The sequence below is a fragment of the Christiangramia sp. 3-2217-3z genome (genome assembly GCF_051195275.1).
Lineage (GTDB): Bacteria > Bacteroidota > Bacteroidia > Flavobacteriales > Flavobacteriaceae > Christiangramia > Christiangramia marina.
On sequence record NZ_JBNJLI010000002.1, the window covers coordinates 434,980 to 455,617 of the forward strand.

13 protein-coding genes are annotated in these 20,638 nt (G+C 39.6%); 1 reads left to right on the forward strand and 12 read right to left on the reverse strand.

Translation table 11 applies throughout. The annotated features are described in order from the left end of the window. Nucleotides 1–93: 93 nt before the first annotated feature. The 4 genes from ACSHZO_RS05420 to ACSHZO_RS05435 all read right to left on the reverse strand — a co-directional run bounded on the left by ACSHZO_RS05420 (nucleotide 94) and on the right by ACSHZO_RS05435 (nucleotide 4,999). Nucleotides 94–606: a DUF6705 family protein gene (locus tag ACSHZO_RS05420; protein ID WP_298245901.1), complete on the reverse strand. Its 513-nt coding sequence runs from the start codon at nucleotides 604–606 to the stop codon at nucleotides 94–96. Nucleotides 607–617: 11 nt separating this feature from the next. Beyond that, nucleotides 618–1,982, reverse strand: a complete 1,365-nt coding sequence (locus ACSHZO_RS05425; protein WP_298245900.1) for a hypothetical protein — start codon at nucleotides 1,980–1,982, stop codon at nucleotides 618–620. A gap of 217 nt (nucleotides 1,983–2,199) precedes the next feature. Beyond that, nucleotides 2,200–3,192 (reverse strand): DUF3078 domain-containing protein, encoded by a 993-nt coding sequence (locus tag ACSHZO_RS05430; RefSeq protein ID WP_298245899.1) that lies wholly within the window; start codon nucleotides 3,190–3,192, stop codon nucleotides 2,200–2,202. Nucleotides 3,193–3,226: 34 nt separating this feature from the next. Beyond that, nucleotides 3,227–4,999, reverse strand: coding sequence for a 1-deoxy-D-xylulose-5-phosphate synthase (locus ACSHZO_RS05435; RefSeq protein WP_298245898.1), 1,773 nt, complete (start codon nucleotides 4,997–4,999; stop codon nucleotides 3,227–3,229). A 90-nt stretch (nucleotides 5,000–5,089) separates the two neighbouring features. Between ACSHZO_RS05435 and ACSHZO_RS05440 the strand changes: the two genes are divergently transcribed. Further along, nucleotides 5,090–5,539, forward strand: coding sequence for a nucleoside deaminase (locus tag ACSHZO_RS05440; RefSeq protein WP_298245897.1), 450 nt, complete (start codon nucleotides 5,090–5,092; stop codon nucleotides 5,537–5,539). Nucleotides 5,540–5,566: 27 nt separating this feature from the next. On the opposite strand, the gene ACSHZO_RS05445 is transcribed toward ACSHZO_RS05440, so the two are convergent. The 8 genes from ACSHZO_RS05445 to ACSHZO_RS05480 form a co-directional block, all read right to left on the reverse strand. Continuing rightward, a complete protein-coding gene (locus tag ACSHZO_RS05445; protein ID WP_366877750.1) occupies nucleotides 5,567–5,791 on the reverse strand; it encodes a hypothetical protein in 225 nt (74 codons plus the stop codon). After that, a complete protein-coding gene (locus ACSHZO_RS05450) occupies nucleotides 5,761–6,342 on the reverse strand; it encodes a glycoside hydrolase family 16 protein (RefSeq protein ID WP_366877748.1) in 582 nt (193 codons plus the stop codon). The genes ACSHZO_RS05445 and ACSHZO_RS05450 overlap by 31 nt, the downstream gene beginning before the upstream one ends. Further along, nucleotides 6,342–8,618, reverse strand: coding sequence for a beta-glucosidase BglX (gene bglX / locus ACSHZO_RS05455; RefSeq protein ID WP_298245896.1), 2,277 nt, complete (start codon nucleotides 8,616–8,618; stop codon nucleotides 6,342–6,344). The genes ACSHZO_RS05450 and bglX overlap by 1 nt, the downstream gene beginning before the upstream one ends. Nucleotides 8,619–8,676: 58 nt before the next feature. After that, nucleotides 8,677–10,332 (reverse strand): family 16 glycosylhydrolase, encoded by a 1,656-nt coding sequence (locus ACSHZO_RS05460; RefSeq protein ID WP_298245895.1) that lies wholly within the window; start codon nucleotides 10,330–10,332, stop codon nucleotides 8,677–8,679. A gap of 14 nt (nucleotides 10,333–10,346) precedes the next feature. Beyond that, nucleotides 10,347–13,025 carry a PKD domain-containing protein gene (locus ACSHZO_RS05465; RefSeq protein ID WP_298245894.1) on the reverse strand — a complete coding sequence of 893 codons (2,679 nt, stop codon included), beginning with the start codon at nucleotides 13,023–13,025 and terminating at the stop codon, nucleotides 10,347–10,349. Between the two features lie 24 nt (nucleotides 13,026–13,049). Continuing rightward, the gene (locus ACSHZO_RS05470; protein WP_298245893.1) at nucleotides 13,050–14,522 is read right to left on the reverse strand and encodes a RagB/SusD family nutrient uptake outer membrane protein; all 1,473 of its coding nucleotides are present in this window, start codon (nucleotides 14,520–14,522) and stop codon (nucleotides 13,050–13,052) included. A gap of 4 nt (nucleotides 14,523–14,526) precedes the next feature. Beyond that, complete coding sequence (locus ACSHZO_RS05475) at nucleotides 14,527–17,547, reverse strand: SusC/RagA family TonB-linked outer membrane protein (protein WP_298245892.1); 3,021 nt, start codon at nucleotides 17,545–17,547, stop codon at nucleotides 14,527–14,529. 240 nt (nucleotides 17,548–17,787) lie between these two features. Next, entirely contained in the window at nucleotides 17,788–20,577 is a 2,790-nt protein-coding gene (locus tag ACSHZO_RS05480; RefSeq protein ID WP_298245891.1) for a helix-turn-helix and ligand-binding sensor domain-containing protein, read from the reverse strand. Between the last annotated feature and the right edge of the window lie 61 nt (nucleotides 20,578–20,638).

Below are 20,638 nucleotides of genomic sequence, written 5' to 3' on the forward strand. Positions count from 1 at the left end.
TTTAGCTGGATTCTGGCACCGGAAATTCCCAGCTTGCTACTATTGGAATTATATAATAAAGGCCAGAATTTTTAGTTCTGGCCTTTATTATTATTATTCAAGTTTTTTCATGGAAAGATTTTCCGGAAGATCTGGATCCAAATAATCAGGTTTCAATTTTACACCCTCTTTCTTTTTTACTTGCCCTTTAGCACTATTCCCATCTTCAGAAAGTTCAAAAATTAATATTCCTGTGCTATTCCCATTAGAATCAAAAATTAAGAAAATTGAAATATTTGGATCCCTGCTTGATACCTCAGAAGCTTTGAGTTCCCAAAAATTATCTTCACAAGCAAATACTGTAGAACAAAGCTTCCCTACCATACGGTCTGTATAAATATCTGGTCCTTTTTGGAAAAGTTTCTTCATTTCTAAATTCAAAATATATTTTTCATTTTGACTCTCCCATTTGCCTAGAAAAGGTTGGTATTTATCTGTGGGAAATTTATAATAAGCTCCTTTTTTAATTTCACCTAGACTCTGTCCCTTCTGCATAGTAATTAATTCCTGCGCTTCTATATTTAAGGAAATAACACTTAGCACTATTAATAAGATTATTTTTTTCATTTTAGCTGTTTTTAATTACAGTTTGTATTTATAATATTGTTATTCGTATCAAATTTTAATTCACTCCATGATGAAAAAGTGGAATTTGCTTTAAAAAGGGATATCCCGGAATTTTCGAGTATTTTTAATAACGCCTTTTCTCGAGCGGTTACCTCACCTGAATCATTAATGTAACTATTATACCAGGCTTGATACAATAGCTCAAATGCATCAAAATCATTTTGATTATTTAGGGTTTGACTTCCGAAATTTAAAAATGTTGAGGTATCATTAATTTTCATGGTATAGCTAGTGCCAAAATAGGTTGTCACTCCGGCGGTAAATGTTTTCAAATCATCTACTTGGCCATTTAAATAGAGTTGATATATGGTCCTAACATCCGAACCTGAAAAGGTTGAAAGTACTCCTGAACCTTCATAATGGTTATGAATAAATCCAAAAATATTGTTCACATTCGTAGGTGGGGCAATTTCCGCAGTATTCGCATCACCAGGTATATCTACATAAGAAAATAAATCCCCGTCTTTTTGTATTAAATAGCCACTTTCAAAATTATCATTTACCTTATTTTTAAGTTCGGTCATTTTAGTTTTAAAACTACTATTCGAGGCCAGTTGTTGCATTTGCCCACATGGATCAAGAATTTCTGTCGGCAAAGTTGGTGGCGACCAACTTCCATCTACCTGTCGTGGTTCCGTAGGTTCTTCACCTCCTCCCGTTGGACCTCCACCAATTGTACATTTAAAACCATAAACAAGAGTGGTTAAACAATTTGGTTCGCCCATAGGACGACCATCATCATCAATTACATGAGCGCATATTATCTTAGTTGATTTTATCTCCAAATGACACTGAACTTTATTTAGGTGTACATTTAATTTCGTGACATTGGCTTCTAGCTCTATGGAGTTTATCATTGAACCATCCAAATCGTAAAATGTAGTTTTTCCAGAATACGTACTAAAATCCCGGGTAGTGGAGTTAAGCCACGTTATAGATGGTTGATAGCGTGCAATGTATTGAACCCTATCCTGACCGCTACCAGATATAATCAAATTATCGAAATAATAGGGATTAATAGAATTAGATTTTACTTCTGTCTTTAAAACAATGGTAAAGGTTGATTTGCCTAATGGACTAATAACTTCTTTGATAGGTGTATTAGTATCTAAAAGCCCAAATTTCACTGAAGATTTCCCCAGCCCAAGCAGCTGATTTTTATCACCAAATAAGGAGTGAAATTCCTTGGGAAGTTCTTGAAATTCTAATTCTTTTAGTATTGCTTCCCCGTTTGTATTACTTAAAGATTCTGGAGGGGGGGGGTATTTTCCAAGGACTCTTTCTGGCAGGACATAAATGCGAGAAACATAAAACAATACAAGTAAACTCTTTTCATATGATTTGGTTTAAATATGAATAATTTACTTCTTAGGTAGGGTTCACAAAAAATTGTCAAAAAAGTATTTGCAAGAGCAATACTACAGTAATTTTTTTAAAGATTGTTATTTTAGTGAAATATTATATATGAGAATGTATTTTTGTTGTCATTTAAGCATATAATTAAATTAAAATATCCATTTTTATTAATTTCTCTCAAAACTCATAAACCACCCCAACACCAAGCATTTGCTTTAGCTGAATCCTGGCTCCGGAAGTTTCGAGTTTACCATCGCCATTGGTATCTTCCTTAAACTTGACATCATCATCATAACGAATATGGGTTCCAACATTGGCTTTCACGAATTCGTTAACTTTCATATTTACTGCCAGTTGCCAGTCTACATCCACATTTCCGAAGTTGTTGAGATAATCTGAATAGAGACTCAACTGATTACTAAGATCAATATTCTCAAAAACTTCCTTGTTATATTCACTGGTAAAGAGAAAACCAAATTCTGTTCTAAGCATCTCACCTTCCTTGATAATATTCCCAAGTTCATCGGTCACTGCAGGCTCCACACCAAACATCCCTTCATTAGCAAGTCTCTGATCCAGTACGAAAGTTGATTTCACGGTAATAGGAGAAAGGTAGATAGTAAGATCCTCTACAGGATGCGAAAATTCTGTCCCTCCCCCCAGAAAGGTATAGCCAGGAGCCATTAATTTCGAAATTGGAACTTCGGTATCGGGATACTTATAACCGTTGGTAAATTGCGTGTTGAAACTAAATTTACCTGAATAATACCAGTTCGAAGTACTATCGGTTCTAAAACCAAAAGAGGAACTCAATCTTAATTCATCCTCTGTCTTTCTAATTTCTCTACCCTCCTGCGCATTAATTCCATACCTAAGCCTAGCAGAATTTTTCCAGATAGTATAATCTTTTTCAAAATCCCGTTCAAAACCGGCATATAATAAAGCCGAAATTGAGTTGTTTCCCCCAGCATTCCAGTTTACAAAAGCCACTTCACTTAGATTCATTCCGAAGGTGTTCTTCTCGGTCCAGTAAATCAACATAGAGTCTGATGCCGTGGTATCCTTCGCTGCCGTTGCTGTAGTATCATTCACTCTAACGTGTTTAATATGAGCAGCTGAACTATAGAATGAAGTAAATATAAATAGAAGGCTTAATAGGTAAAATTTCATCAGGTAGGAATTACAGAATCGCAAAAATATAAAATCAGTTCAAAGTTTCCAGCTTTTGCCGTATTCCTTCAACGTTAATTCCGGCGATTTCTTGTAATTCATCGATATTTCCGTGTTCTATAAAATTATCGGGTATACCCATAATCTCAATTTTACCTCTATAATCAAGTTGCATGGCTAGCTCCAGAATCGCGCTTCCAAAACCTCCGGAAATTACACCATCTTCAATAGTAATGATATTATCAAATTTTTCGAAAATCTCTTTTAGCAAATTTCTATCGAGCGGTTTGACAAATTTCATATCATAATGCGCAATACTCCCTAAGCCTTGATAATTTTTAATTGCTTCGGAAGCGTTTCCAGCCATATTCCCAATCGTTAGAACAGCAATACCAGTTCCTTGCTGAAGGCACTCAGCTTTACCAATAACAGACTTTTCAAAGGGTGTTTTCCATTCAACCTGTGAACCTCTTCCGCGAGGGTAACGAATTATCAAAGGTTGGTCTAAACCAAGCTGGGCCGTGTAGAGTAGGTTTCTAAGCTCGGTTTCATTTCTAGGAGCTGAAATTATGAGATCTGGAATAAGTCGGCAATAGGCAATATCAAAAACGCCGTGATGCGTAGCTCCATCTTCACCTACCAAACCAGCACGATCCAGGCAGAATATCACCGGTAGTTTTTGCAAAGCAACATCGTGAATTAACTGATCGTAAGCACGCTGAAGGAAAGTAGAATAAACAGCACAAAAAACAGTAAATCCCTGGGTGGCCATCCCCGCAGATAAAGTCACAGCATGCTGCTCTGCAATACCTACATCAAATGCCCTGTCTGGAAATGCGTCCATCATATATTTAAGGGAACTACCTGTAGGCATCGCTGGGGTAATCCCTATAATTTTATCATTTTTTTCCGCCAGTTCTACTAGAGTTAGACCAAAAACGTCCTGAAACTTTATGGGTAAACCTTCAGTGTTATACTTCAGCAATTCGCCGGTTGCAGGTTCGAACTTACCAGGTGCATGATATTTTACCTGGTCTTCTTCGGCTTTTTTTAAACCCTTCCCCTTTTTGGTAATGACATGTAGAAATTTAGGTCCCGTAATTTCTTTCATCTCGTGTAGAACCTTCAGTAATCCAGGTAAATCATGGCCATCTACAGGCCCGAAATATTGAAAATTGAGCGCCTCAATGATATTATCGCTGGCAGGTTTATGTCCAACTCTTGCTTTGGTAAGATATTCCTTTAAGGCCCCAACGCTGGGATCGATACCAATCGCGTTATCATTCAAGATAACCAGCAAGTTCGCTTTGGTTACTCCGGCATGATTTAGCCCTTCGAAAGCCATTCCGCTGGCAATGGAAGCATCTCCAATCACCGCAATATGTTGTTTTTGATAATTGCCTTTAAGTCGGGAAGCGATTGCCATCCCAAGCGCTGCTGAGATGGAAGTAGAAGAATGTCCTACTCCAAAAGTATCGAACTCACTTTCAGCTCTTTTCGGGAATCCGCTAATTCCATTCAGCTGTCGGTTGGTATGAAAAGTTTTTTTTCTTCCAGTTAATATTTTATGACCATAAGCCTGGTGACCAACATCCCAGACCAGCAGATCTTCAGGCGTATTAAAAATATAGTGTAATGCGATGGTAAGTTCTACAACACCTAGACTTGCCCCAAGATGACCTTCCTTGGTTGCTACGATTTCGATGATAAATTCTCTAAGTTCCCTGGCTAGATCCTGTAGTCCGGCTTCGGGAAGCTTTCGCAGATCCTGCGGAAAATTAATGGTATCTAATAGTTTTCTGGTCATTTGCAACAAAGTTACATCATGCAAACTGAATTATAAACCTGAAACGAAAACGGAATTTTCAAAATTGATATCTTGCACAAAAACCCGGAAATGATCAATCCATACGATGACACTTATTTTATGCGGAAAGCGCTGGAAGAAGCGGAAACTGCTTACGAAAAAGGGGAAATTCCCGTAGGAGTGGTCGTGGTCATCAACGACAGGATCATTGCAAGAGGACATAATCTTACAGAAACGCTGAACGATGTAACTGCTCATGCCGAAATGCAGGCTATCACCGCTGCAGCAAGCTTTCTGGGCGGAAAGTATCTTAAGGATTGTACCATGTATATCACCCTGGAACCCTGCCAGATGTGTGCCGGTGCTTTATATTGGAGTCAGATTTCAAAGATCGTTTTTGCTGCTGAAGATAGTACCAGAGGTTATAGAAAGAACGGAGTCCAGCTTCATCCAAAAACTAAAGTATCTTCGGGAATCCTGGAAGAAGAGGCTTCTACCTTACTGAAGCGTTTTTTTATAGAAAAAAGAAATCTGAATTAAAAAAGCCCCGACATCGGGGCTTTTAATTTAATAATCTGCAGGTAGTTCCGTGACCTTGATATGGTCTACATAGAATTTGTCTGGTAATGCCGACTCATCTATTTCCGCACCTCCAAGATTTCCTCCAACGGCCATATTGATAAGGAAATAGAAATCCTTTTTAAAAGGATACTCTTCCTCATTATAGTTTTCCGGAGTAAAGCGATATAACTGATCACCGTCTACAAAAATTTGATATAATCTGGCGTCCACACAGCTTTGTAAGTGTGATAACCTTCTTCGATATCTGCAATTTTCGTTTTCTTAGTATTGATCGTGTTCCCGTGACTTGCCGGAGTATGCAGGGAAGTAAAAACGATTCCCGGCTCTCTGCCAATATATTCCAGAATATCGATCTCACCACTGGCAGGCCATCCAACCTCACTAATGTCTGCACCCAACATCCAGATAGCTGGCCAGATACCTTTGCCCGTAGCAAGTTTTGCTTTTACTTCAATCACACCGTAAGTAAATTCCACGTTGTCTTTAGAATTAATCTTTCCGGAGTAGTAGGTATCACCTTTTTTTTCTGCAGTGATCACCAGTTTACCATCTTCCAGGGCAATATAATCGCGGTTATAGATCTGCTTTTCGTTGTTCCCCCAACCACAAAGATCAGGACAACCGTTGCCTTCTTCATAATTCCAGACCTCCATATTTAGAGTATCTGCGTTGAAATCTTCTTCGAAAATTATTTTTTCCTGTGCACAGGCTGTAGAAACCAGGACCAGGCACAGGGTTAAAAAGGAGTAGGGTCCTCTCATTATTTCTGAAAATTAAGTGTCACTGTCTGTAATTCTTCTGAATTGGTTCCAACCATCAATCTGAACTCTCCTTCTTCTGCTTCCCACTTTTCCTGAGCGGTATAAAACTGAAGCATCTCTTCTGAAATTTCAAAGTCTACAGTTTTAGTTTCACCCGCTTCCATTTCGATTATCTCAAAACCTTTCAATTCCTTTACAGGTCTGCTCGTGCTAGCTACCATATCACGCACATATAATTGCACAATTTCTTTCCCTTTGGTATCACCAGAATTTGTAACTGCAACACTCAAGGTCGCAGTTTCACCTGAAGTTAGTGTAGCTAAACTCAAAGTTGGTTTAGCGTATTCGAAAGCTGTGTAACTAAGCCCATAACCGAATGGAAATAAAGGTCCGTTTTCGATATCTGTATAATGAGAATACGTTACATGCTGTTCGCTGTATGGTCTTCCTGTGTTTTTATAGTTATAATACAATGGCTCCTGTCCTACAGCTCTAGGAAAAGAAACCGGTAATTTCCCGGAAGGATTATACTTTCCAAGAAGTACATCTGCAATTGCATTTCCACTTTCAGAACCAAGCTGCCAGGCTTCAACAATAGCAGGAATATTTTCAGCAGACCAGCTTAATTCCATTGGTCTTCCGTTTATAAGTACCAGAACGATATTCTTATTTACAGCGTAAACTTTCTTCAGTAGCTCCAGTTGTAATCCGGCTAAACTAATATTTGTCTGACTTCTACCTTCCCCAGATTGAAATGCATCTTCACCAAGAACCATGACCACAACTTCAGCATCTCTGGCGTTTTTAACTGCCTCACCCATTCCTGTAGTATCGGTTTTGTTGATCTTAAGCGGCATTAAAAAGCTACGTTCTCCCATCCCTAACTTTACTCCTTCAGAATAAACAATATCAGAGTCTGGTAATTGATTTTTTAAACCTTCTACTACAGATACTGCAGAGTTAGCTTCACCCTGGGCTCTCCAGTTACCAATTGGTGTGTCCTTGTCGTTAGCCAGCGGACCAATCACCGCGATCTTTCCTGCGGAAGCTGGCATTGGTAAAAGATCCTTTTCATTCTTCAGGAGAACGATGGATTTTCTGGCAATATCACGTGCTGTTTCCAGATGCTGCTCGTAAGGCACTTCCTTTTTTACTTCAGCATTGATATAGCGATAAGGATCCTCGAAAAGACCCATCATAAATTTCACTCTCAGGATTCTGCTAACGGCATCATTAATAAGCTCTTCATCAACTTTTCCTTCAGCAACCAATTGCTCCAGTCCGGCCTGGTAAGCTCCGCCTTCCATATCCATATCGCTACCTGCTTTTACAGCAATTTCTGCAGCATGAACTTTGTCACGGGCGAATCCATGAGGTATCATTTCTAAAATAGAACCCCAATCTGATACTATAAATCCATCCCAGCCCCATTCAGTTTTCAACAACTCGCGCTGAAGGCTTACACTGCCAGTCGCAGGAATACCGTCAATTGTGTTGAAGGCATTCATAAAAGTTGCCGCTCCGGCATCTGCCGCAGCTTTAAACGGTGGCAGAATGACGTTATGAAGTTCGTTCTTACCAATATTTACGGTGTTATAATCCTTTCCACCTTCAGCAAAACCATATCCGGCAAAATGCTTGGCGGTTGCTGCGATCGTAGTAGGATCTGCAAGGTCATCTCCCTGGTATCCATTTACTTTGGCAACTGCAACCTGGGAAGTTAAATAAGGGTCTTCCCCGGAACCTTCCATGATTCGTCCCCAGCGAGCATCGCGCGAAACATCGATCATTGGAGAAAACGTCCAGTTCACACCTTCTGCAACAGATTCTAAAGCGGCAATTCGAGCCGACTCCTTTGCAGCTTCCATATCCCAGCTGGCAGTTTCTGCCAACGGCACAGGAAAAATAGTTTTGTATCCATGGATCACATCGTATCCGAAAATAATCGGAATCTTGATGCGTGAATTTTCCATGTTAAGTTTTTGTGCTTTTTCGGTCGCTTCTACTGAAAGCACATTCAGCATAGATCCAACGAGACCTTTTTTAAGCCTATCTTCTTTCTGTTTGTTACCAGTTTCAGAAGCGGGTCCTGTAAGATCCCAACTTCCGTTGTACTGGATCATCTGTCCTACTTTCTCTTCCAGAGTCATGATGTTCAAAACCGAATCTACTTTGGCTTCGACATTCTTTACTGAACTTTTGAGACCTGATTCCTGGGCATGCAGCCCTATGGTCCCAAGCACAAGTGAAAGGGTACTTAAGAATAACTTTCTCATAATCTTAAAAAATAAATCCCGGAACCTGAAAGATCCCGGGAGTTGTTAGCTAAACAAACTATTTATATACTCTGATGTAATCCACTTCCATGGAAGCTTCGCTAAATTCGGCAGGGATATTTCCGCCAAGGGCGCCTCCCATTGCTACATTCATGATCAGGAAGAAATCCTTGTTAAATGGCAGAGAAGATTCATTGGTAAACGTGAAGTTCACTTCATTATCTACCAGAAAAGTTATTTCATCTGCTGTCCATTCTACCGCGTATGTATGCCACTCTGTAGCTGCATTCTGAATATCGGTTGCTTCGAAAATTGCATTCCCTCCTGAATTTCCAGGAAAATGCAATGCTGAAGAAACTTCATTTGGTTTGTTTCCTACAAATTCCATGATGTCGATCTCACCTGTAGCAGGCCATCCAACTACATCAAAATCGGCCCCAAGCATCCAGATCGCTGGCCATGTTCCACCACCATCAGGCATCTTGGCACGAGCTTCTACACGACCGTAAGTCACTTCAAACTTGTCCATAGTAGTAATTCTTGCAGAAGTAAAATCAAATCCACTCTCAGTTTCTCTTCGAGCTGTGATCACAAGACTTCCGTCTGCTACAGACACATTATCTTCAGTATAATATTGTAATTCGCCATTACCCCAGCCATTAGTTCCGTTTCCGGTTTCGTAGTTCCAGATAGTAGTATCCAGTGCATCTCCATCGAACTCATCACTCCAGAAGATTTCAGTGAATTGAGAAACAAATGCTTCTTCCTCCTCTTCCTCTTCTTCTCCACCTGTACCAGCTTGTTGCTGGTCAAAAGGAGTTGTAGTGAATTTTAGATACCAAGCAAGATCAGGATTACTTCCTGGAATTGCTCTTACATGCATGGTATTTTCAGTAATACTAAGAACCTCATAGTTACTTGCTCCAATATAGTAGCTCATAAAGCCGCCGCCACCTAACTGGATTTCAGTTCCGGTCGTAGCATCGGCAGGAACTCCATTTTCCGCAGGTGCCAGGGTAACCGACTTATCACCAGAAGTATCATAATCGATACATTCATCCTGGCCACCGCCGCCACCAAACTCGGTCACGTAGTCTACGTTGAAGAACGTTTGACCCATATTATCCTGGTTGTAGGTAATATTTTCGCCACTTTCAGTAAAAGTAAGCTCATCGGTATAAAAACACGAAGAGATCTCATCACCCGCTTTTTCAAAAGGAGCCGCCTGGTAATATTCTGGAAAAGCACTTGCTACACCATCCGCAACAAAATTAGGTCCAACACCCAGGTGACCAGCTTCTACTGCTGCCACATACCAGGTTTTAGAACTTCCTCCAGTAAGGAATTGCTTAGTTTCAGGGTCATTGAAATCACTTTCAACCTCAACTTCCAGAGACATCGAGCTACTAACACCACCCTTACCGTAGGCTACTACGGTTACGAGGTACGTATTAAGTCCTGTTCTCGTGAAACGTTTTGTATAGTTTCCGCTTGGAGCAACAGCTGAAGATCCATCGCTGAAATTGTACTCGTAAGTGATCGCATCGTTGGCGGTAGCATTAAATTCTACCATGCCAGAACCATCGTCACTAATATTTGTACTCACCTGAAGATCTGTAGGAACTACGATCGTATCGAGGGTGAGATCATCTTCCTGGCAACTCATTATAAAGAGAGTTGCAAACAGGAAGCTTATTAATTTAATATATCTCATAGTTTTTTCTTTTTCTAGTTCTGTTCGATATCATCTATATAAAATTCACCAGCAGTAAATCCAGCAAAATCAAGAAAGATTGAGATCTCATCGTACTCACCAACGGCAATAAAGTTTGCTCCTCCCGGATCTGCTTCACTTATGTAGCTCGTTTGAGCGTTTGCAAAATCGAAGGTAAGTTCTTCCCATCCGGTTCCACCATGTTGTGCCTGAACCTGATTTGCTCTTTCACCGTTTACTCCAGTTTCTAATTTAAAAAGTACCGGGTAAGCCACTTCTGAATAAACTTTCATTGTGATCGTCTTATTGAACCCTGAAAAATCTATTGCTTCATCTAAAATGAATGATAATGCTTCATACTGACCTCCATTATTTGTCACTTTCCCTACTGCATTTGCCGTGGCATTGATTCCTGATTGCTCAGGATTTGTAACTATTTCGAAAGGAACACTGTTAGCACCAAGAGTGAAATCATCGCTTTCAAAGTCAAGTGGCAGAGCGAAATCTCCACTAGCTGAACCACCATCTGTACCTCCTCCGGTAGAAGAGTTCAAAGTAATATTATCGAAATATGTAATAGATTCAGATGTTCTCACTTCAAAGTCTGGGAATACGACCAGTCCTGTAATGTCAGTATTGTTCGGATCTCCAATAAATACAGAAAAGTCAAAAGTTAATTCTTCCCATTCATTCGTTTTAGTATTGGCAACCTTAATTTCTCCTGTAGAGCCTCCAGCTCCATTTTCAAACTTAATTCCTACATCACTGATCTTCGTTTTCCAAACCCACACTTTTACGATACTATTGGAAGCATCTAATGTTAATGGCGTAGTGAGCGTAGTAACAGTACCAGCGTAAGATTGACCTTCAGGTCGTGCAGTAAATTTAGCAACGCTCATAGATGTATTTCCAGTCATGTCAGGATTTGTGATAATTTCCAAAGCAGGATTATCGCCGTTTTCGAAAACTCTCCAGCTTGAAGAAAGTCCGCCATTCGCCGCAGATTCGAAATCTACCGGGAAGCTTGTAGTTGTAGCAGCTGGTTCTCCACCATCTGTGCCTTCACCTTGCATGATATCATCAAAATAATAAACTGAACCATCACCTGTTGGTTGTGCAGCATCATCAAACTCAGGGAAGATTACGAATTTATCATAGCCATCAGCCGGATCTACTAATGCTGAAAAATCATAAGTTAAAGTTACCCATTGGTTCGCTTCAGTAATTGTTTCATCAATGAAAACATTTGCAGGATTTTCTTCACCTTCTTTTTCCAACTGGAATCTTACATTAATTCCTGCTTTTGGAGACCACATTTTAAAACTGAATGTAGTTCCCCGTGATAGGTCTATATTTTGAGGGAATATGTGGAAAACTCCTGAATACCATGGAGAACCTGCACCTTTTACGAATTCATAAACAGTAGCAGAATTATTTCCATTCATATCTGGATTAGCAATTGGCGTTCCAGTAACATTTCCACCTTCAAATACACCTGATAATGTTGTGTTATCTTCAAATCCTATTGGAAGATTTTCAGCAGCCATTGGAGCTCCAATAACATCGCCATCACGCATTAGATCATCAACATAGAAAATTCCAGCTGTAGATCCACCCTGGTCAAGAATTAAGGATATTCTATCAAACTGACCATCTGGAACAATCGCAGCTCCACCGGTGTCATTATTATCTATGTAACTTGTTGTGGCTTCTGTAGCGAAATTGAAGGTTAAGGTTTCCCAACCTGTTCCAGCGTGTTGTGCATCAACTTCATTAGATCGCTCGCTATTAACACCAGTTTCTAATTTAAGAAGTACTGGAAAAGCTACTTCAGAATAAATTTTTACTGTAAGTGTTTTATTATCACCAGAAAAGTCCACGGCTTCACCAAGATTGAAAGTCACACCTTCAAATTGAGCTCCTGCCTTTGTGATAGCACCCACCATAGATTCTGTATCGTTAGTTCCAGATAATTGAGGATTTGCAACGATCTCGAAAGCAGTCTCTGCAGCTCCAAATGGAGTTACGGCGTACCCAACTAGTGGATCATCAAAAGTCACCGGTAATTTTAGTGGATCTGAAGCTTCAGGCACTTCAACTTCTACAGTTTCTTCTGCAGTCTCTGCACCAGCTCCTTTAGCTACCACTCTAATTGTATAAGTTCCAGCCGCAGCATAAGTATAAGAGATAGTTTCTCCTGGCATTAACTGAGTTGGCTCTTCATCGTCTGTATCTCCAAAATACACATCAAAACTTGCTGCATTGTCTGCAGTGGCGCTAACTTCAACCATTGCAGGGTTTGCAGGTAACTGGTTTACATTCACTTCCAGATTCTCCGGAGCTTTAAATGCGATAGTTAGACGTTGATTAAACTCGCTGGTTAGACCAGTAGAGCCTACAGCAACAACTTTTACAAGGTAAACACCTTCATCGTACACAGTAGTTGCAGTTTCTCCGTTGGCAAGTTCAGCTGTTTCTCCATTTCCAAAGTCAACCTGAAAAGTCTGAGCGCCTACACCGCTTGGTGTAATAGTTACCGTACCGGTATCATCCTGGCTAATATCAAAATCTGCTGTTACATCTGTTGGAGCAGAGATTTCCTGGAACGCGTAGTTCGTAATTTCATCATCTTCACATCCTGTAAAAAGCAGAAGCGAGATGGTAAGCATTGCTAAAATTCTGAATATTTTCATTTTTATTCGTTTTAATGGTAGTTCTTAGTATCCTGGATTTTGCTCCCAATTGTTTCCTGCAAGCTCAATTTCGATAGCCGGGATAGGGAATAATTCATGTTTTCCTGTAACGAAACCGTCGATTTCATCTGCTGCTCTTCCTGTTCTTACCAGGTCGAAGAAACGATGTCCTTCTCCTACAAGTTCCAGTCTGCGATCTTCATAGATTTGATTTAGCAGATTATTTCCTGAAAATGTAACATCTTCCAGTCCTGCTCTATCTCTTACTCTGTTCAAATAAGTTCTTGCACGATCTTCATTTCCAGATTTAAAATTAGCCTCCGAAGCCATTAGTAGCACATCAGCGAAACGAATTGCGCGGTAGTTATTTGGATTTGTAAGGTTTTGGTCACCGGTATTCAAATCCCCAGCCCTCGCGATATATTTTCTGTTATAATATCCCGTATGTTCGTATCCTATGGCATAGCTTGCTCCAGTTGCAGCAGCATGTGCCTCGATATCAAGAATAGCTACATCTTTACGAATATCATCCTCTGAAAACTCGTCAACTACCTCCTGCACGGGAACATTGAAACTAAATCCAGAATCAAATACAGCATCATCTGGATTAGGATAAGAAATGTTTCTTACACCATTAAATCCAACAGCCACATTTCCTTCTGAACATTGAAGACATCCAAAACCGGCACCTTCTTCATCTGAATACTGAACTTCAAAAATTGACTCCGCATTATTTTCACCTTCTGGCTCAAATATGAAGTTATAATCCTGCACTAAGGAATAAGGTCCACTAATTACAGGTTCGAAAGCAGTAGCTGCTTCAGCAAATTTATTCTGAAATAAATAGGCTTTTCCAAGCAAAGCCTGAGCTGCTCCTGAAGTTACACGACCTTTTACGCTTTGTACAGCCGGAAGGTTTGCCGCAGCGAACATAAGATCCTGTTCGATCTGAGCATAAACTTCACCTTTTGGAGTTCTAGGAATATCGAATTGTTCTCCAAACTGAATTCTGTTATCTACCGCTAACGGCACATCTCCAAACCATTTTACCAATTCAAAATAGTAATAAGCTCTAAGAAATCTTGCCTGGGCAATGATTTCAGTCTTACCTTCAAAATCCAGAGCATCCTGAAATTCCAATACATAATTCGCGCGGTTCACACCTGCGAACATCCAGCTCCAGATATCTCTTAGCTGCTCATTTACAGGAGTATGCTCCATATTGTCTATTTCCTGAATTCCAGGAGTATCGTTCGCACTCTCACCACCCGCCAGGGTATTGTCTGAAGCGATCTCGCCCAGCATCACATTAAGGTAAGTAGATTGAAGCAGGTCATAAGCTCCAACCAATGCAAGATCATAATCTTCGGGTGTATTAAAGAAATCCTCAGAATTTTCATCCTGGCTGTCTACATCCACGAAGTCATCACTACATCCAGATAGCGCCAGAAAAGCAAAGGCGAGTATCCAATTGATTGTATATAATTTCGTTCTCATTTAATTAAAATTTCATATTAATTCCTAACATATAAATTCTTGGTACAGGATAGAATCCCTGGTCTATACCACCACCAATTGGAGCTCCATTAGAAGCTGAAGGATCATAACCGCTGTACTCTGTAAGTGTAAATGCATTATTTACTGAAGCATATACTCTGAATTTTTCTACACCGGTATTTGCAATAAGATCTGAATCCAGTGTGTATCCAATCTGTACGTTTTGTAATCTTAGGTAAGAACCATCTTCTACGAAGAAATCTGAAAACTGATTATTACTGGTAGCACCAACAGTCACTCTTGGGAAACTATCTGTAGTTCCTGGTCCTGTCCATCTACCTAAGAATGCATTCGTTCTGTTCGTATTTGGCTGATTTCTTTCAAAGTTTCTTACGATCTCATTTCCGAGGGAAGCGAAAGCATATGCATTGAAATCCCAGTTTTTGAAGGTGAACCCAATATTTGCACCCATGGTAAGGTCCGGAATTGGATCTCCAATATCTGTTCTGTCATCACTATCTATAACTCCATCACCATTTTGATCTACAAAACGAATATCTCCAGGTGCAGCATTTGCCTGCGTTGCAGCAGCATCAACTCCAGCTTGTGTCTGGAAAATTCCATTGGTTTCTAATCCATAGAAATATCCGATTGGTTTTCCTGGCTCCATTCTGGACGGCGGCTCCTGCCCTATTCCAAAAACTCCTCCGGGAATGAATCCGCTTTCACTGTTTACGTAAAGCACTTCATTTCTAAGAGCTGTAAGGTTATAGTTTACATTGAACTTAAAATTATCGTTTACAACCTGATTGTATCCAATAGAGAATTCAAGTCCTTCGTTTTCGACTCCACCACCATTTACAAATGGAGCAGAAGATCCTGGAGCAGCAACTCCTAAGATTCCTGATACCTGCGGAATCACAAGAAGATCTTCGGTTTTCTTTTTAAAGTAGTCAATAGTAACATCAACACTGGAATTAAAGAACCTGGCATCAAGTCCAATATCAAGTGTCTTCTGTTTTTCCCATTTAATTTCAGGATTTCCTAGAGCTCCACTTGCTTTTCCGAAGATAATTTCATCATCAAATACATAAGCACCTTCACCATTTAGTAGAGAGGCATATCTAAAAGCAGGAATTCTATCGTTTCCAATGATCCCGTAACTACCTCTTAATTTTAAGAAGTTTAAAGCGCCGTTGTCATTTATAAAATCTTCATCTGAAATTACCCAACCTACAGAAGCAGAAGGGAACCATCCAAACTTGTTTTCAGGACCAAAAGCGGTTGAGCCATCACGTCTTATCAAACCAGAAAATAGATATTTTCCCTGATAGTCATATTGAACTCGTGTGAAGTAAGACAATAAACGGGTATCGAAAGTATCTCCACCATTCTGATAGTTATCTACAACTTCCGCAGCATTTGAAACTCTCGCTGAGCCATATTCATTAGATGGAAGTTCAAATCCTGTTAAAGAAGCAAGATCTCCGGTAGTTTTAAAAACAGACATCCCCAATAACCACTTAAGATTATGATCACCAAAGCTGTCAGTATAGGTTAAAAAGTTATCCCAGGTATAATCTCTGTAGATCTCAAAGTTCTCGGTAACATTGTTACGGTCTACGTTGAAAACCTTTCCAGATCCGTAGAAAACCTCTGGAGAGAAATATCTTCCATCAACTTCAGAATAGTTAAACTGGAATTGAGTCTTCGCGGTTAACTTATCCCATATAGTATATTCAAGTCCACCAACACCACTAATTTTGTCTACTCGTGTATCATTGAAAGCATCGTTGATCTGAGCTAGCGGATTGATCACTTCATTTCCGAGCCCTTCAGCAAGAGAGAAATTTCCATCTGCATCACGTACAGGGATATTTGGATTCATGTTCACCGCATTAAAAAGTACAGACCCAAGGGCATTTTCAGCTAAAGTCTTACGGTTACTATTGGTATAAATCCCTGATAAGTTAAGTTTCAGGTTATCTATAATTTCCAGATTATAGTTTACACGTCCTGTAAAACGATCGTAATTGGATTTACTTCCACCCACAATACCATCCTGGTTGAAATAGGAAGCTCCAAAGGAATACTTTGATCGATCTCCACCACCAGAAATATTCAGGTTCATATCAGACATTGGTGCTGTTGTAAACACCTCATCCTGATAATCTGTTCCTTCTCCAAGGTTTCTATAATTTGGATAAGGAGGATTCTGACCATCTGCTGCGTAAGCTTCGTTAACGATCACTGCATATTCGGTAGCATTTAATGCAGGCAATCTTCGTGTAGTTTGCTGAACACCTGTATAAGCATCAAATGCTACCTGAAAATCTGCATTGTAAGAACCTGTTTTAGTAGTAATAAGAATTACCCCGTTGGCAGCTCTAACCCCGTATATACCAGCAGTTGCATCTTTCAATACATTGATGCTTTCTATATCGTTAGGGTTAATAACACTAAGATCTTCGATCACGTTACCATCCACAAGAATTAGAGGTCGGTTATCACCATTGGTACTTATACCTCTAATATTAATAGTGGAAGCACTTCCCGGAGAACCTGAAGTAGATGTGATGTTCACCCCTGCTACTCGACCCTGTAAGGCCTGTTCCACTCGTGCCGGGTTCAAATCCTCTATGGTTTCTGAACCTACTACGCTTACCGCACCAGTTATTTCCTTTCTTGACTGAGTACCATACCCAATCACTACTACTTCATTTAATGCTTCTGAATCTGTTTGAAGCGTTACATTGATCGTTTGTTGATCATTTACTGTGATTTCCTGGGTTTGAAAACCTAAATAACTGAACTGAAGTACATCTCCAGAGGAGATATTCTGTACCGTATAATTTCCGTCAAAATCTGTAGTAGTACCTCTTGACTCATTTTTTACGATGACATTTACTCCAAGTAAAGGCATTTTGTTCTCATCGATGATAGTTCCGCTAACCGAAAACGATTGCGCGTAAGCACCGAAAAACCCGCTTAGAAATACAATCAAAAGACAGGTAAATTTCCTCATGTGTTTTAAAATTAAATTTGCTTTTACAATATATTAACATGAAGTGCGTAGATAGGATTTTCAACCTTTACAAAATATCTACAATTATAGTTTTATCAATTTTTAGCGGCTCGAATTATAGAAATCGCAATAAGGACAGGCATTAGATGCCATATTAAAACAAATTGCCTAATGTGTTAAACTTTAGTAATTTAGCAGAATGTAGAGGTGATGTAGAGTTATTTTCTACAGTTGTAAAGGTTATAGAGAGAGAATGTACTCGGTTAAATTCGTTTCGCGATCAAGATTCATCTTTTTACGCAAACGATATCGTTTAATTTCCACGCTTTTCACCGAAATATTTAGCAGAGGAGCGATTTCTTTAGAGCTAAGATTCAGTCTTAAATAAGCACATAATTTTAAATCGTTGGAAGTTAGCTCCGGATGTTTCGATTTGATCTTTTTAAAGAAATCTTTATCGGCATTGCTGAATGCTTTCTTAAAGAATTTCCAGTTGTCTTCTTCACTAATGTCCTTATCGATAGTTTGTATCACCGAGTTCACCTTTCCGGTTTTTTCGTACTCCTTCAGTTGATCCTTGATCTTGGTTAGAAACTCATTCTTCTTGATAAGGCTCATGGTCGTTACCGCAAGTTCCCGGTTTTTACCTGCCATATCCTGTTCCAGTTTCTCATTTTTTAATTTAATGATCTCTTTTTCGGCTTCCAGGTTCTTCAATTTAAGCGCTCGTTCATTTTCTGCCAGGTATTTGCGATGATGCCTCCTATTCATTAAATGAACTGCATACAGGATGAGCAGAAAGTTCAGAACATATAAAATGATGGCGGTAGTGCTTAAATAAAACGGTCTCTCTACATTAAATGGTACACTTACAGGTTCAGTTTCGGCATTACCAACCCGGGCTTTAACCTCAAAAATATAATCTCCAAAATTCAGATTCTCGTATGATACCTCATGTTCTTCAGTCCATGCACTCCAGTTTGAAGATAGACCAACGAGACGGTAACTATATTTAGTGTTGGTGTATTTCTTAAAGACCGGCGCGCTAAACTCAAATTTCAGGTTATTCTTCTGGAATGGAAGTTCTATCTCTTCCGAAGAATTTAAAGAAACTCCAAGTGAATCTATGGAGCTTGCAGTTATTCTATCTATGCTGATCTCGAAATCGGCAAAATTTAAGTCTGCAGCTGAATCATTGAAACTTACATAACCGTTAGCAACTCCAAGTAGATACCTGTCATTATTTAATCTAGTGATATTCTCATATCCTACCGCGATATTTCTGTAATCCTGATCAATAAAAATATATTCGAGCTGATAATCCTTACCAATTCCTTCAGGCTCAATGGAAAAAATCCCTTCTTCGGAAAAACCCCAAAGAACATCATCTTCCTCGACGATCATTCTACCGGAAACTCTCTCCACATCGCTTACTAGAAGATTTAACGAATTATCTGGATCGAATCGATTTTCAACCTGATCAAATTTGTAGATATTGGTCAGGCTACTATAATATAGACTATCATTAAACTGAAATACTCCGGAAGTTATTCCAGATTCCTCGTCAAATTTGTAGTTGGAGGTCTTAGAAGCAGCGCTCAGAGTATCGTTGAGCTGAAGATTAAAAACTCCCTTATGCTCGTTACCTATCCAGATACTGAGGTCCTTTGCAACCACAATACTTTTGGAGGAATGTGGAAAGTTATTCAGCATGGGCAGATCTTCAAATCCTGAATCCTGCTTCCGTAGAAAACTGATCCCATTATAATGTCCCTGAATATAGATATCCTCTTTATATTTCTTGACGATCCAGGTCCCTAGACGCTCACTGATCTTAGTTGCAGTAGCCCCTTGCACCAGGAAAGTTCCACTATTATGCCCACAAAACAGGTTTCCATCGATCTCGTTCAGAAACCAGACCTGTCCATTAGTTCCAGGGATCAGCTGAAATTCCTTGGAACCATCCAGTTTTACATACAATCCCTGGTTTGTACCCAGATATAACAAATTGTTCTTTTCAAAGGAATCGTAAACGGAGCCAACTTTTCCCCGGTTATCCTGAAAGGATCTGAAGCTAGATCCCAGATCAATCACACTAATTCCATGATCAAGTCCTGCCCATACATTCCCAGACTGGTCAAGGTGCAGATCCAGAGTTGTATTATTTTGAAGAATATTATTCTGATCAAATCTACCAATGATCTTACCATCCCGATCGATTTCAAGCACACCACTTCCTACCGTTCCAAGGACTAGATTTCCATTATCAAGATCCAGTGCGTCAAGTGCATTTGGTTTCCCAATACTTTCACTGAGCTGTATATTAAACTGCTCAAGCTTACCCGCTCGAATTTTATAAAATTCAGAATTCCCGGTAATAAAAGACAGACCATCATCAGCCAGGTCGTATAAATGCATAATCGCAATATCTCCTAATTGCTCACCAGTAATTATTTGTTTCGGCTGACCTTTTTCAAATTTATACAATCCATCACCTGCAAGCTGAAAATAAAGATCATCTTCAAAATTGAAAATATTGGAAATAGGCTTCCCACCTGGATTGACCATTTTCGCAATCTCATTTCGTTCGAGATCGTAGAGGTAAATGCCCGCAAAACTTCTAAAAACAACCTGTCCATCTATATATTCGACGTCCCAGAATTGTTCGCCATCGCTAAGACCAGGGAATTTTGAAATCAGACTCTGAAAAACCAGCTCTCCGCTATCTGTTGGAGTCCAGTATCCAGCTTCCATATAAGCTCCCGTAAAAATTTTGCCTTCAACGACCTTTACAGATCGAACTATAGATTTATTGGGAACCGGGAACAATCTCCAGCGCTCGCCATTATATTCCAGAAGACCCGTACTATTTGCAAAATACAGATTCTTATTATCAGCCTGGGAAATCATCCAGTTCTGATTTCCTGCGGAATAATCATTAGGGCTGAAATTGGTAACCGGTGGGAGTTCCTGTCCATATGCCGGCAGATTACCTAAGGCCAGTCCGCTAACAATAAGCAGGAGTAACATTATTGAATGCTGGATCTCAAAGAAATTAAGATTAAACTGAAGCCTGGACAATTGCAGATGT

Excerpts from the sequence above, each read along its gene's own strand:
- ACSHZO_RS05420 (WP_298245901.1), bottom strand. The coding sequence starts at position 606 with ATGAAAAAAATAATCTTATTAATAGTGCTAAGTGTTATTTCCTTAAAT.
- ACSHZO_RS05430 (WP_298245899.1), bottom strand. The coding sequence starts at position 3,192 with ATGAAATTTTACCTATTAAGCCTTCTATTTATATTTACTTCATTCTAT.
- ACSHZO_RS05435 (WP_298245898.1), bottom strand. The coding sequence starts at position 4,999 with ATGACCAGAAAACTATTAGATACCATTAATTTTCCGCAGGATCTGCGA.
- ACSHZO_RS05440 (WP_298245897.1), top strand. The coding sequence starts at position 5,090 with ATGATCAATCCATACGATGACACTTATTTTATGCGGAAAGCGCTGGAA.
- ACSHZO_RS05450 (WP_366877748.1), bottom strand. The coding sequence starts at position 6,342 with ATGAGAGGACCCTACTCCTTTTTAACCCTGTGCCTGGTCCTGGTTTCT.
- bglX (WP_298245896.1), bottom strand. The coding sequence starts at position 8,618 with ATGAGAAAGTTATTCTTAAGTACCCTTTCACTTGTGCTTGGGACCATA.
- ACSHZO_RS05460 (WP_298245895.1), bottom strand. The coding sequence starts at position 10,332 with ATGAGATATATTAAATTAATAAGCTTCCTGTTTGCAACTCTCTTTATA.
- ACSHZO_RS05465 (WP_298245894.1), bottom strand. The coding sequence starts at position 13,025 with ATGAAAATATTCAGAATTTTAGCAATGCTTACCATCTCGCTTCTGCTT.
- ACSHZO_RS05470 (WP_298245893.1), bottom strand. The coding sequence starts at position 14,522 with ATGAGAACGAAATTATATACAATCAATTGGATACTCGCCTTTGCTTTT.
- ACSHZO_RS05475 (WP_298245892.1), bottom strand. The coding sequence starts at position 17,547 with ATGAGGAAATTTACCTGTCTTTTGATTGTATTTCTAAGCGGGTTTTTC.
- ACSHZO_RS05480 (WP_298245891.1), bottom strand. The coding sequence starts at position 20,577 with ATGTTACTCCTGCTTATTGTTAGCGGACTGGCCTTAGGTAATCTGCCG.